Below are 13,525 nucleotides of genomic sequence, written 5' to 3'. Positions count from 1 at the left end.
TTCCTCCCTGCGTTTTTAATTACTTGACAGACCGGTCGGTATGGAATAAACTTTTCATATACCGAACGGTCGGGAGGTGGGTGTTTGAAAGAAAATAATGCACAAGATACGAGAACCCTCATATTGTCTATAGCGAGAAAACACTTTGCGGAAAAAGGGTTTTATGGAGCGAGCATTGATTCCATTGTTAAGGAAGCAAATTTGAGTAAGGGAGCTTTATACTGGCATTTCTCAGGAAAATTAGATCTTTATAGGGCTGTTTTAAAGGGAGAGGTAGGGCGCATCCGCCATATTATGGTGCCAGATCAGCCAGAAAAGCCTGAGGAACGGGAGGGGCTTTTTATCGCTCGGGGAGAACAGCTTATTGATGCAATGATGAAAGACCAGTTATGGCGAATGTTCAGCGTCCATATGGCTTTAGAGTCTATTAGGGGTAATACGGAAATTCAGGACTTAAATCGCCTTATCAGCCTATCCTTTGTGGAGGAATTTGAGTCTATTCTTATGAAGATGTACCCCTCCCTGAAAGATGGGGCGGGAGGACTTTCTCTTAAAGAACTGATTCGAATTTTCGAGAACTTTATTGCTGGATTAGTTTCTAACGTAGGAACAACTCTCTCAGCCGATGAGGCGAAACGTTCTTGGAAATTTTTAGTAATACGAGTTCTTAAAGGAGGAGCACCATATGCACCATAGAAAATACTTTTATACGATTGCGTTAATAACCCTATTTGCCTGCCTTTTTTCAGAAGAACGCATTTTATGGGCTCAGGAAAGAGAATTTCTTACAGAGACGCTAGTATTAGAGCTTGCACAGAAAAACAATCCAATCCTGGCGGCGGAGGCAGAGCGAGTGAATCAGGCTCAAGCCAGATACTTAGGCTCAAAATCGGCGCAAAAACCCCAATTGGCAGCGTCTTTAACGTACCAACAATTAGGGGAGGAGCCGAGGTATCCTGTAATTCCTACAGGAGGAGCGGCTATAGCTGGGTTTGAAAAAACTTATCGTGCAGCTCTGTCTCTTGATTATCTTCTCTACAGTAGTGGCGCTGTAGAAAACTCTGTACGAAGCCAGAAGCTGGCTTTAGAGGGAGCAAAAGCACAAGAGACCAGAGTGTCTCAGACAGTGGAAAGCAATGTCTTAGCAAGTTATTACAATCTTCAGCGAGCTCGAGCCAAACTTACTGTAGCGGAAGATGTATTAGGACTCACTAAAGAACATTTGAAGCAAGTGGAGTCTTTTTATAATCATGGCGTTGTAGCTAAAAATGAAGTTTTGCGAATTCGCGTAGATGTGTCAGAAGCCGAACTAAACAGAATAAAGGCTGTTAACGGAGTAGATGTGGCATGGAGTGCCTTAGAACGAGCTGTGGGGGCCTCTCTACGTTCTCAATATACTTTGCCAGACCCAGATCAGTCTCGGCCTGATGTTCCTGTGGTTGAGGATCCTTTTTCTCTCGCCCTAGATACTCGACCGGAGCTTCAAGCACTAGACTTTGCCGTTCAGTCGTCTCTTGCCCTTTCTAAGGCAGCAACAGCACAAAGCAAACCGCAGGTGATTTTACAGGCTGAGAGTTATGTTGCTGATGACACTTTTTTCCCGAGTGAAAAAGATGACTGGAAAATTTCTCTTACAGCTCTTTGGAAATTTTACGATGGTGGAGCGAGTCAGGCCAAGGCCCAAGAGGCGAAGGCTGCCGCCAATGAGTTCTTTTTCAGGGCAGAGGACCTTAAAAAACAAATTAACTTGGAAGTTTCTGTCGCAAAACTTAACCTTGAATCTGCTTTGCAACGAATATCCGTCGCTACGGATCAGGTGCAAAGTGCAGAAGAAGACTATCGTATGGCTTTAAAACGGTACGGCTCTCAGGTAGGCACAAATATAGATGTTCTTGATGCTCGCGTAGCTCTCACTAATGCTCGGACTCAGCTTGTTGACTCAGTTTATGATACGCACATATCTAAAACAGAACTTTTATATGCAGTAGGCCTTCCTCTAAATACAGCTGAACAATAGGAACGGGAGTGATTTTGAGTGAAAAAGAGTCTGATGCTCTTTAGCGTAGTCGTTATCTTTATTGCCCTCATAGGTTTTCGAGCCTATCAGCAGCACCAAATAGAAAGTGCTGTGGGGGAAATAGAGCGGGTAAAAGTAGAGGTTGTTTCTCCAAAACAGGGTACTTTTGTAGATATTGTCCGTTTTGTGGCTACTCTTGAACCGGAAGAAGAAGCGGCTGTTATTAGTAAGGTCCCAAGTAAAACGGTTCTTCAAGTCCTTGTCCATGAAGGTGACAAAGTACAGGAAGGAGATATTCTCGCTATTCTTGATACAAGTCTTATAGAGCAGCAGATAAGCCAGGCGCAGGCAAGCCTTGCTAAGGCTGAAATTTATAAACAGACTGCGGAAAACGATTATCGAAGATTTTCTCAACTATACAAGGAAGAAGTTATTAGTCGCCAACAATATGATCATGTAGAAGGAGAGTATAAAACCTCTGTCAGGCAAGTGGCAGAGACGAGGGCAGCACTGGAACAGCTTAAGATAACGAAGGGATATCATCGAATAGAGGCCCCGATTTCGGGCATTATTACAGCTCGAAATGTGGATACTGGAGACACCACCTCCTCTTACCCTGTCTTTGTGATAGCCAAGCAGGAACAGGTTAAGGCTGTGGGAGTAGTTCCAGAGAAACTGTATTCAAAGGTAAGAGCGGGGCAAGAAACGCACATTTCTCTAGATGCTTTCCCTGGGCGTTCTTTTAAAGCAAAAGTCTCTAGAGTTTCTCCCATTTTGGATCCTACTACTCGAACAGGAAAAGTAGAGGTTGCTGTTGATGCTCTTTCTCTTATGAAACCTGGAATGTATGCTCGAGTAGAAATTCAAGCGGGAACTCATGAAGGGCTTGGTATTCCATTAGACGCCGTTATGAAAATGGCAGGTACTGGTCTGCCCATTTGTTATGTGGCTACAGAAGATGGGACTGCTAAAACAAAACAAATTACTCTTGGAGAGGAAGGACCAGATGCTATTGAAGTAATCGAAGGAGTATCTCCTTCCGATAAAGTTATCATTACCCGTTCGGAGAAACTTTCTGAAGGAACGCCAATTGAGGTGGTTCAGCGATGAATCTTCCAGAATTTTCGGTTAAGCGGCGAGTAACCACCCTTATGATCTTTCTTGTAGTCATATTGCTTGGTGGTATTGTTTTCACATCTTTAAAAGTAGATTTATTGCCTGAAATAGAACCTCCAGTTATTAATATTTTGACTTCATGGCCAGGAGCTTCTGCTAGCGATGTAGAGCAGCGAGTTTCCAAAATAGTAGAGAATCACGTTGCCATGATAGAAGGGGTAGATACTATCCTTTCAAAGTCCCAAGATAACATATCTGTTGTTTCCGTGAAGTTTGATTGGGGGGAAGACTTGGATGTCAAAATAGGAGATGTTCGAGATGCGGTGAACTTCGCTAAACGAGATCTACCTAGCGATGCAGAGGAGCCAATTTTGTTGAGAATAACTTCAGGGACGGTTCCTGTCCTTGTAATGTCTCTAACGGCAGACGAGTCCTTTCCCAGTCTTTATCATTATGCAGATAAAACTATTTCCGAAACAATTTCCCGTATTTCTGGTGTAGGGCAAGTTCTGATCTACGGTGGGGATCGACGGGAGATACAGGTACAACTCAATGTAGATAAAATTGAAGCGTATGGACTAGCTCCACAATCAGTAGTGCAAGCTCTTGAACGGGAGAATATTAACATTCCTTCAGGGTCTCTAAAAGAAGGGCGAATTGAGTATTATCTACGGGTTCCTGGTCGATTCCAAAGTGTAGCGGATATGCACAAAGTAATTGTAGGTGTATCGAAAGGGCGACCAGTATATCTTTCCGATGTGGCGACTATTTCCGATAGTTTTAAAGATCCTGATATTCAGGGATTTCACGCAGGGAAGCAGTCTGTAATTCTTATTGTTCTTAAAAACAGTGATGCCAATACGGTAGAAGTGAGCCAAGCTGTCCTTGAGAAAATGGAAGATATGAAGGCCCGGGAGTTCCCAGGCGATGTGGAATATCACGTGGGGCTTAATGCGGCTGATTTTATTCAAGATTCTATACGAAATTTAGGGTCTTCTCTCTTTAGCGGAATACTGTTGGTCTTTCTTGTGACGTGGGCCTTTTTAAAACGGCTTCCGGCATCGCTTATTATTTGTGGAGCTATCCCTTTTTCTCTTGTCATCACTTTTATAATCATGGGATGGCTCGACTACACTATCAATATTTTTACTCTTTCAGCTCTAGCTGTAGCAAGCGGTATGGTAGTGGATAACTCTATTGTTGCTACAGACCAGATTGTTTATCACTTAGAACTTGGAGAACGGCGGAATGTGGCGAGTATCCTCGGTGCCCAGGAAGTACAGTCGGCCCTTCTTGCTTCAACCCTCACTACGGCTGTTGTGTTGCTCCCGTTAGCTTTTATTTCGGGGCTTGTTGGTGTTTTCTTTTCCGCATTGACTATTGTGATGGTTGTGGCCGTTATGGCTTCTCTTTTTGTCAGCCTTACGTTTGTTCCTATGATGGGGAGTCGTTTTTTCAAACGGGAGGAAGATAGTTTAAAGATGCATCGATATACGGAACGATTCATCGTGTGGCTTGAGCGAGGCTATAAAAATATCCTTTCGTGGAGTCTTATAAACCAGAAAAAAGTTATTGCTGCCGCTGTAGTCCTTTTGATCCTTACTTTTACAGGTTTTCGTTTCATAGGCACTGAACTGACGCCGGAACCGGATACGGGAGATATTTCTATTACCCTTACACTTCCAGAAGGAACCAGGATCGAAAAAACAGAGGAACTTCTTAAAGAAATAATGGCATATGCTGAAAAAACAGTACCAGAGGCAACAAATATATTTGCTTATGATGGCCGGGATGAAAAGGGATATGCTGTAGCTGTCGGGCAAGAGGCTGGCCCTAATGTGGGAACTGTGGGGCTTAAACTTGTGGAGAAAAAGAAACGAGAGCGTAGTGCTTTTGAAGTTGCCAACGAACTGCGTAATTGGCTTCAAACTAAGCCTGGTATTGAAAAAATGACAGTTGTAGTCACGTCTCCTATTAAAGCCATGTTACTTGGGTCGAAACCCTTGAATATAGAAGTATATGGAGACAACCTTGATCATGTTGTGGAAACGGCAAATATGATTAAGAATAGCCTCGTTAAGATACCAGGCGCTGTGGATGTGACGTTGAGCCAAAAACAAAATCGTCCAGAGGTATGGGTACGGGTTGATAGAGAAAAAGCAGCTTTGGCAGGTGTAAGCACAGCATCTGTTGCACAGACTCTGAGGACGTATTATTACGGATATGAAACAGATGAAAGCTATTGGGAAGGTGATGATGATTATCCCATTCGAGTTCGGTTGAACACTGATGAACGAAACTCTCGAGAGGTTTTAAATCATCTGATGGTTCCGAATGTAAATGGGAAGCTTATTCGCCTTTCAACAGTAGCACAACTCAATGACACAGTAGGTCCACCGGAAATACAGCGCAAAAATAAACAGCGCTACGTAGTGGTTGAAGCGAATGTTCATGGGAGATCTTTAGGTCAGTTGACGCAAGATGTAAAAGCAGCTATCGAAAAAATGAATATCCCTCAAGATATCCGTATCGATTTTGGTGGAGAGGTGGAAGAAAAAGACAAGGCTTTCCGCCAAATGGGATATTTAGTTTTGTTGGGGGTCCTTTTGGTCTATATGGTTATGGCTGGGCAGTATGAAGCATACCTCGATCCCTTTGTCATTATGTTCAGCATCCCCTTTGCCCTTACTGGCGTGGCTTTCGCATATCTTCTGACGGGGATGTATCTTTCGCTACAAGCACTGCTCGGGGTTATTATGCTGGTTGGAATTGTGGTTAATAACGCCATTGTACTTGTAGACTATATCAACCTTCTCAGAGCCCGAGGTGTAAAATTGAGAGACTCTCTTCTAGAGGCGGGAGAACGTCGTTTACGCCCTGTTTTAATGACGACTCTCACAACCTTTTTTGGCATGTTACCAATGGCTATTAGCCAGGACCAGGGAGCAGAGCTTTGGCGTCCGCTTGCGGTTTCTGTTATGGGAGGATTGCTTATTTCTACTATAGTAACGTTAGTAATTGTACCTGTAATTTACAGCTTATTTGAAGAAAAGCTTCGTCGTAAAAAGCGTTTTGCTGAGGCAGAGGAGGTTTAGGCTACATGAAGATGTTCTGGATTTTCTGTAATGAAAGTGTCGCAGAAGATCTCATGGAGGTTCTCAATAAAAACGGTATTACGGGATATTTTGTTTGGAAAAATGTTTTGTTTCGTGATAACGTGAGTGGGAAAACCCATTGGGATGATGCAATATATCCTGGGAAAGACTGGGCTTTTATGGTCTTTTGTGGTGATGAAGATGTTTTGGTCTTAAAGGAAAAACTTACTCACCTAGAGGAGGAACCATATATAAAGCAGGCGGGAATAAAAGCTTTTGTTGCGGAAGCGGAGAAAGTACTGTAAAATAGCACTTTAGTTACATCGGATGTTGACAGATCTATTTCTCCCGCTATAATATACCAGCGGCGAGCCGGTGTAGCTCAGCTGGTAGAGCAGCTGACTTGTAATCAGCAGGTCCCCGGTTCGAGTCCGGGTGCCGGCTCCATTTTTTACGTTGTTGGTATAAAATCGCAGTGAAGTGGTGGGATGGCCGAGTGGTCAAAGGCTGCAGACTGTAAATCTGCTGGCGTTCGCCTACGTAGGTTCAAATCCTACTCCCACCACCATTTATTAAAAGAAAGCCGACTTAGCTCAGCAGGTAGAGCACATCCATGGTAAGGATGGGGTCTCCGGTTCGAGTCCGGAAGTCGGCTCCAGTCTTAGTAAGGGTTCCGGCGATTTCGTCGGAGCCCTTTTTCATTCTTGAACTCTTTATAGACTCTATAGAGTCTTTTCCCCATTTTCCACCCCAAAAATAAAAAAATAAAAAATAAATAAAAAATAGGTCTTTAGACTCATCTTTTAAAAAATACTCTTTTAACCCCCTTTTTCCTGTTTGACCCCCCCATGCGCAGGCACACTTCCTAAAACTTCAAAAATAGGAAGGTGCATATGCCATGCAAAAACAGCAAAAAGAAGTAGAAAAAAAATGGATGACAACTCGGGAAGCGGCGGCGTATACGGGATACTCAGAGAAATATCTGGCAAAACTTCGGGAAACTGGAAATATAGGGAAAAGAGTTGCGCCGCCCTACTTTCGTATGTCCAGCGGCGCGGTCAGATACGCCAAAAACGAGTTGGACACCTGGATTTTGGAAAATTCCGTACATGTCATTCCAGGAGGCCGAGAAAAAAATGAAGCCTAAAAAAATAAACATTTCCTCATCCTACATTTTTGAAGACGAAGAATATATTTTCCCGGGGGTGGAAAGAGGAGAAATAGCTATATTTGCGGGCGCAGGTGGCCTCGGAAAATCTTTTCTCGCGCAGGAATGGGCCATGGAATTGTCGGCGGGAGAAAAAATGACCGGAATTAGTTCTTTTTTTTCACCTCCTAGAAAAGTTTTATATGTGTGCTGGGAGGGGGGCGAAAAAGAGGTCAAAAAGCGTGCGGTAGCTATATTCCGCGCCATGCCCACGCTCCTGAAAAAAGAAAAAGAAATACAAAAAAATCTCTATATGTGCTCGCGGCGGGGGATGGGGCCTTTATTTTTCGCGGAAAAAGAAAATACAGAAAAAATACAGGAATACGTAGAATTTTTTAAAAATTTTGACTTCGTGATTCTGGACCCTTTATCCCGCGTTTTTTGCGGAGAGGAGACGAATACAAATTTTTCCATTTTGGTCTCCTGGCTCGAAAAAATTGCGATTCAGGCGAACGTTGCCATTTTGCTTTTGCACCACGTTGCGAAAAATGCAGTCGTAGACGGATATGACGATACTTGGGTGGGTATACGGGGCGGGAGTACTCTTATCACGTCAGTTCGTTGCGCGCTTACGTTATCTTTACCAAAAAAAAACCAAAATTCACAAGAGCAAGTAAAACTGAATTTTGTTAAATTAAATAATGCCCCCCCCATTCCCCCAATAATGCTATGTCACGGGAAAGAAGGGGTGTTGTCCGAAAAAAATATCCAAAAAGAAAGGGCGGCTTCCTTTGCCGCCCTAGAGGAAGAAGAAATGCCAAGTGAATTCAGAAAATTCTTTAAAAAATGAGGCTAACAACCAAAAAAAGCATATCATAAAAATGTGGGGGGTAACAACCATGGCAAAAAAAATAATACCAGAAAAAGAAGTACAGAAAAAGGCATATTTGCCACATATATTTTTTCGAAGTTGCATTTTTCCGGCGACGAGAGCGCCCATGCCGCGCGGCGCGTATGCGCGAAACGGAAAAATATACTTCCAACAAAAAAATAATTTCGGCGAGGAAATTTTAGTTTCTTCTCGAGAGCCGTTGCGCGCCAATCCTGAAATGGGCGTATTTCTCGGGGTGCTGGCGCTCCTGCAAAAATACGGCGCAGAAAAATTAGTGGGGGCAGATACGGGCACTGACAGCGGCCGCTACATGTCTTCGTTTCCACTTTCCGAACTTTACGACATATGCAGGGCAGGAAGGGGAGCGGGGCGAGAAAATGTACGACATTCCGTAGAAATTTTGGGTGAGATAACTCTTGCCGCGCGATTTTCGGGGGGAAATGAGTTTTATTCGAATTTTTGGGCGACAAAAATAGAAAAAAGAGGAAGAAAAGGGGCGGTGGCAACTATATACCCACTTCGCTTTTTTATCCCAGAGGAGGGGGAGAAAAAGGAATGTCTGTACGCCGACGCCGCTGAACTAAATTCCATAAACTCGGATACGGCGCGGGGGATATACTGGGCCCTCATCCCCCGACAACATTTTGCGGGCACGCCGGAAGATTTCCAAAAATTGATAGGGGCGCAAACGGACATTTGGCAATTTGAGAGAAGGGGATTAATTCCGGCGCTTGAAGAATTGGAAAAAATAAAATTTACCATCGCAAAAAACAACGACGGAAAGTATATTATTTCGAGGCCGAAAAGCACAAAAACGGGAAGAAAAAAATGAAGAGTTGTATCACATCCTACGATATTAGTATCACATCCTACGATATTAGTATCATATTCTACGATTGCACTACAAAAAGATGTGGTATTTGCAAGGCTTCCGGAGATTATTTTCCGCCTAAAACATTTAAAACGTAAATACAAAAACAAACCCCCAGAAACAGGGGGGTTTTGTTTATGTATATCCTTATATTTTTTTTATATTTTAATATTTTTTAAAAGATTTTTTTGGGAAAAATACCCCCCTCCTTGGACAAAAATTAGGGGGGTATGCTTCTGCATAGACAACACACCCCCGCGCCGCGCCGCGCGCGCGCAGGAAGAAAAACAAAAACATATATATCCATACAAATTGCTTTCAAGGCCGCTAACGTGCAATGATTTGTTTGACGCGACCACGCCGCCGCGACAGCGGCAATTCAGGTTTTGTTTCGCTATTTTTTTTATACGTTTTTTAAAAAAATGGGAAAAAAATAGAGAAATGCTCGATGGGGGGGCAAAAATCTTCTATTTTGCGCCCCCGAGAGCTATATCTATCCCTATATAAAAACGAAAATAAGCAGAGCTACGCTCTGTCTATCATTATTTTTATATGTACATACACGCTTATTTTTTTCTCGATTTTAGGAAAATCTTCGAAAAAAAAGACTCCTATATGTACATATTCTATATATATGTATCTATATATATATATATATATTTTAGAAAATATATAGGCTTTGTATGCACTAAAGAGATAAAGTAAGGGAGCCGCTCAAGCTCCATTACTTATTGTTAAAATTTTCACTCATATATATATTTAGGATATTTTTTTTAAAAAAAAATAAGACATAAAACTCTTATTTTTGTCTTCTCCTTTTTTTACATTTCATGTTTTTATGGGTCTTAAGACCTACATAACCCCCCCCAAATATTTCTAGGAGGGCACCATTTCGTCTCAAAATTTCTCATTTTCTCAAATGGGTAAATACATACCCCCCTCTCTAAAACGTCTCACATTTGGACGTATTTTTTTTGGACGATAAAGTCTAAATATTTAGACTTTTATATTTCTTCTTTTTTTTGTTTGTTTTTAAATCCCCCCGCTATACTTTTATCAGCAACAAAATTCTAGTAAAACCTTAATTATATCATAGGGAATATCATAGGGAGGGGGGCACATGCCATATCATTTTTTTAAAATTGGATTTTTGTCGGGCCTATTTTTCTCATTTTTTGTATTCCAAATTTCAAAACGGATATCTGTATTTTTTGGAAAAAAATACAGGGAGAAAAGAAAGAAAAAACAGGCAGAAAAAGAAAAAGAAATGCAAAAAAATCTATCCCAAAAAATCCCAAAAAATAATGCGGAAGAAATTAAAAGCGCCATAGAGCTAGCAGTTGCGGGCGTGCCTGACCTTTCCGTTTTCAAAAGCCGTCTCGAAAAAATGGGAATTTCAGCAATTTTTGTCCCGGAAAACACAAAATCAAAATATGCCGCCGCCGGAATTTCAGGAGTTATTTTCAGAAAAATTGGAACGGAAGAAGAAATTGCGGGAAGCAAAATCGGGTGGAGGTGGAAATGGCTTCGGAAGCATATCGCGAAAGTCGATATCGACGTCACTTCAGAAAAATTTAATCGGGAAATTAATTATTTTTAATTATAAATGGAGGACATAAAAATGCAGAAAAAAACGTGGAAAATAATCGCGCCAATACAGGGATGGAAAGGCGAAAATATTGATGAACACTACTTTTTCGTTCAGGAAGAAAAAAAATTTTACATTGAAAAATTTAAAAAAATTAAAGCAAGTGATTATATTTTTCCGCTAATTTTAAAAAATTCTGAAAACGAGATGGAAATAATTAATTTCTGTCAGAAGAAATGGAAGAATACCCGTATAGGTATGTTGCGGGACGAGCCTTTTTCTTTTGCTTTCGCGCGGGCGGGGATAGAAGTATGTGTATCGCCTATTTTTTCGGGGTTGTTACTGGCCGAAAAAAATGGAAACGCAATTCAAATACACGACCAAGACGGTATTCTTTGCGCGCGCGGGAATATTTTTGTCGCGGAAGAATATTTTTGGAATCGCCTGAAAAGTTTCGACAATCCTGAATATTTGGGCTTTCACAAAAAATGGGGGCAAAAAAGCGGGGCAAATATCGGGGAAATATTTATTTTTTCAAACTTTTTAGCACGCAAAAATTTTTCTAGTTTTACGACAAAATTCCAAAAAAAATTAAAAATGGGAAATATAGGAGGGGAAATAAAATGACAGAGTTTGTTGGACTTGTGCAAATTGCGACAAAAATCCTAAATATGTTGGGGATTCTGGTGGCCACCGGAAATTTTATCATCGCCGGAATTTTTTTGTCCAAAAATGATAGCGGCGAAGCGGGGACGATACTATATACCGGTATTTGTACGGCATTTTTTGTCGCGACAGGAAGCACCCTCATTTGGATTTTTTTAAATCAACTTTAAAAAGAAAGGAGGGGCTTGAATAAAATGAAGAAAAACATATATATATGCTTATTTTTATTTTTCTTTCTTGGGGGGGTTCTGTTTTCGGGCGGGGCAGAAGCCGAAGTAGAAAAATATGAATCTGATATTAAATCAGGCTTAAAACTGGACGAAATGGTAAGGAATAATGTTGAACAATTCTGGGAAGACGCGCAAAACCCCTACGATTATATGTTTTTTGGGCCAACACAAAAAAATGGGGGGCAAAACGCGTGGCGGCCTGACCATGCAAATATCGGGAGTTTGTCCGGCGGCCGATGGCCAGTTTTGCGAACTATTATTTTTGGCGCCGAAAATATCCAAGAATGCATAGAATTTGTATCAAGTGCAGAATTTGCTGGAATATTCAAACATTACCAAATTCAGACAAAAAAAATGATAGAGAGGAGTAATATGACGGGCACAGACGACGCCCTTTCCGGAACTGACGTCGTCATGGTGGGCGCGCGAGTCGAAGCCGAAAAATCCTCGCAAGAAGAAATTTCTAGAAAATTTAATAATTTCAAAAAAATGGGGGATGGGCTCGCAAAAATAGCGGAGATATCGGGCGTTTTTTCGGGGAAAGATGGAAAAACCCTCGCAAAAATAGCGCAAAATATAGGGCTTATATTACTTTTTTATTTCGCCACAGTACGTATACTCTGGTGGGGTACGCAAAATATGATTTCTGAAATAAAAAATAATTTTGTAAATTCAGAAATGATTCTCGTTCCCGTACAAATTGCTTTCAAGGCCGCTATTTTAGGGCTTTTTATTGTACACTTCGCAGATATTCTCATTTTTTGTGTACAAATAGTTGACAGCATCACAAAAATAATAACGCAGGCAACAGGTGGCGACTCCGTATTCGTGCACGCCAGCGCCCTCGTAGATGCAAAAGTGGCCATGCTCCCGGCCACGTGGACGTCTCAATGGTCGAGTATAGTTTGTCGTACAGTTCTACAAATTTGTGTTAGCGCAACATATATTTTTACGCAAATTGCGCTAATCATTCTGATAATTCTGGCTGACATCGGCCTCGGACTTCTCGCTATCCTCGCTCCCGTCGTTTTAGCCTTTTCGATTTTACCGTCTTTCGAGAACACCCCCTCGACAATTTTGAAGAAACTTTTTGAATTTTTATTTTACGTTCCTGTAGCGAATGTATACTGTTTGATTCTTATCGTTTTGCTGTACGCCAGTATGGACTCAGGATTATTAACTTTTATAATAATCGGTGCGGCATACATTTTGGGGGCGTTTGCGTTGCCTTCCGTTATTTCCAGCTTGCTTTCGGCTACGTCGGACGGCTTTTCCGCAGGTATGACACAGATAGGAAGTCGAATCTCGAGTAGCCTAGTCACCACCGCGGGGGTGACGCGGGGATTTGTGCGGCACGTCGTCGGAAAAAACACATCAAAAAAAGGTGTCGGTGTCGCTGTATTACAACAAAGCGTGGTAGGGGGGGACCCTATCGCGCCCACCCAAAAATAAAAAAAAAATAAGAGGAGAGATATAAAAAATGCAGAAAGAAAAAATGAGAACAAAAATAGAAAAAATGATAGAGAAAAAAAATAAACTGGAGGCTGACATAAAAATTCTGGAAAAAGGAGAAAAAGAAAAGGATAGGAAACGCGAAACCCGAAAGAAAATCTTGACAGGGGGAGTCGCGAGAAGTTTTTTGGGAGAAAAATTTGACGCCCTTGGGGATTTTTTAATTTTACAAGATGAAAAATATAAAAAAATGAAACGCGAAAAAAAATATGAAGAATTGGAAAAAATAAAAAAGGAAAACATAAATGCACTTTTAAAATTTATTTTTTCGGAAATCAAAAACCAGAAAACACAAAATCAAAATGGAAGGGGAGAGTAGGCTTCTCCCCCCTCCACCCTTCTAACATAGGGAGGAGGGCACAAAACCGCGTTTGGCTACGCCAAACCCATA

At 41.5% G+C, this 13,525-nt stretch carries 13 protein-coding genes and 3 tRNA genes; all 16 read left to right on the top strand.

Annotated elements, in window-relative coordinates; all coding sequences use genetic code 11:
* Positions 1-84 precede the first annotated feature (84 nt).
* Positions 85-696 carry a TetR/AcrR family transcriptional regulator gene (locus K360_RS11140; RefSeq protein ID WP_024823046.1) on the top strand — a complete coding sequence of 204 codons (612 nt, stop codon included), beginning with the start codon at positions 85-87 and terminating at the stop codon, positions 694-696.
* Entirely contained in the window at positions 686-2,017 is a 1,332-nt protein-coding gene (locus tag K360_RS0110215; protein ID WP_024823045.1) for a TolC family protein, read from the top strand. The genes K360_RS11140 and K360_RS0110215 overlap by 11 nt, the downstream gene beginning before the upstream one ends.
* Positions 2,018-2,035: 18 nt before the next feature.
* Positions 2,036-3,127 (top strand): efflux RND transporter periplasmic adaptor subunit, encoded by a 1,092-nt coding sequence (locus tag K360_RS0110210; protein ID WP_024823044.1) that lies wholly within the window; start codon positions 2,036-2,038, stop codon positions 3,125-3,127.
* Positions 3,124-6,228, top strand: a complete 3,105-nt coding sequence (locus K360_RS0110205; RefSeq protein ID WP_024823043.1) for an efflux RND transporter permease subunit — start codon at positions 3,124-3,126, stop codon at positions 6,226-6,228. The genes K360_RS0110210 and K360_RS0110205 overlap by 4 nt, the downstream gene beginning before the upstream one ends.
* Before the next feature lie 5 nt (positions 6,229-6,233).
* Positions 6,234-6,533, top strand: a complete 300-nt coding sequence (locus K360_RS0110200; protein ID WP_024823042.1) for a PG0541 family transporter-associated protein — start codon at positions 6,234-6,236, stop codon at positions 6,531-6,533.
* A 66-nt stretch (positions 6,534-6,599) separates the two neighbouring features.
* A tRNA-Thr gene (locus K360_RS0110195) sits at positions 6,600-6,675 on the top strand.
* A gap of 35 nt (positions 6,676-6,710) precedes the next feature.
* A tRNA-Tyr gene (locus K360_RS0110190) sits at positions 6,711-6,796 on the top strand.
* A gap of 14 nt (positions 6,797-6,810) precedes the next feature.
* Positions 6,811-6,886 (top strand) — tRNA-Thr (locus tag K360_RS0110185).
* A 240-nt stretch (positions 6,887-7,126) separates the two neighbouring features.
* A complete protein-coding gene (locus K360_RS0110180) occupies positions 7,127-7,375 on the top strand; it encodes a helix-turn-helix transcriptional regulator (RefSeq protein WP_024823041.1) in 249 nt (82 codons plus the stop codon).
* Positions 7,338-8,225: an AAA family ATPase gene (locus K360_RS0110175; protein WP_084043957.1), complete on the top strand. Its 888-nt coding sequence runs from the start codon at positions 7,338-7,340 to the stop codon at positions 8,223-8,225. The genes K360_RS0110180 and K360_RS0110175 overlap by 38 nt, the downstream gene beginning before the upstream one ends.
* A gap of 49 nt (positions 8,226-8,274) precedes the next feature.
* Positions 8,275-9,099, top strand: a complete 825-nt coding sequence (locus tag K360_RS0110170; protein WP_156923410.1) for a hypothetical protein — start codon at positions 8,275-8,277, stop codon at positions 9,097-9,099.
* A gap of 1,159 nt (positions 9,100-10,258) precedes the next feature.
* Entirely contained in the window at positions 10,259-10,738 is a 480-nt protein-coding gene (locus K360_RS0110155) for a hypothetical protein (RefSeq protein ID WP_024823037.1), read from the top strand.
* 21 nt (positions 10,739-10,759) lie between these two features.
* Positions 10,760-11,353, top strand: a complete 594-nt coding sequence (locus K360_RS0110150; RefSeq protein WP_024823036.1) for a hypothetical protein — start codon at positions 10,760-10,762, stop codon at positions 11,351-11,353.
* A complete protein-coding gene (locus K360_RS0110145; protein ID WP_024823035.1) occupies positions 11,350-11,562 on the top strand; it encodes a hypothetical protein in 213 nt (70 codons plus the stop codon). The genes K360_RS0110150 and K360_RS0110145 overlap by 4 nt, the downstream gene beginning before the upstream one ends.
* 24 nt (positions 11,563-11,586) lie before the next feature.
* Positions 11,587-13,074, top strand: a complete 1,488-nt coding sequence (locus K360_RS0110140) for a hypothetical protein (protein ID WP_024823034.1) — start codon at positions 11,587-11,589, stop codon at positions 13,072-13,074.
* Between the two features lie 28 nt (positions 13,075-13,102).
* The gene (locus tag K360_RS0110135) at positions 13,103-13,453 is read left to right on the top strand and encodes a hypothetical protein (protein WP_024823033.1); all 351 of its coding nucleotides are present in this window, start codon (positions 13,103-13,105) and stop codon (positions 13,451-13,453) included.
* Positions 13,454-13,525: the final 72 nt, after the last annotated feature.

Source organism: Aminobacterium mobile DSM 12262, assembly GCF_000526395.1.
GTDB lineage: Bacteria > Synergistota > Synergistia > Synergistales > Aminobacteriaceae > Aminobacterium > Aminobacterium mobile.
Note: the sequence above shows the minus strand (reverse complement) of the source record. Positions and strands in the feature narration are given on the sequence as shown.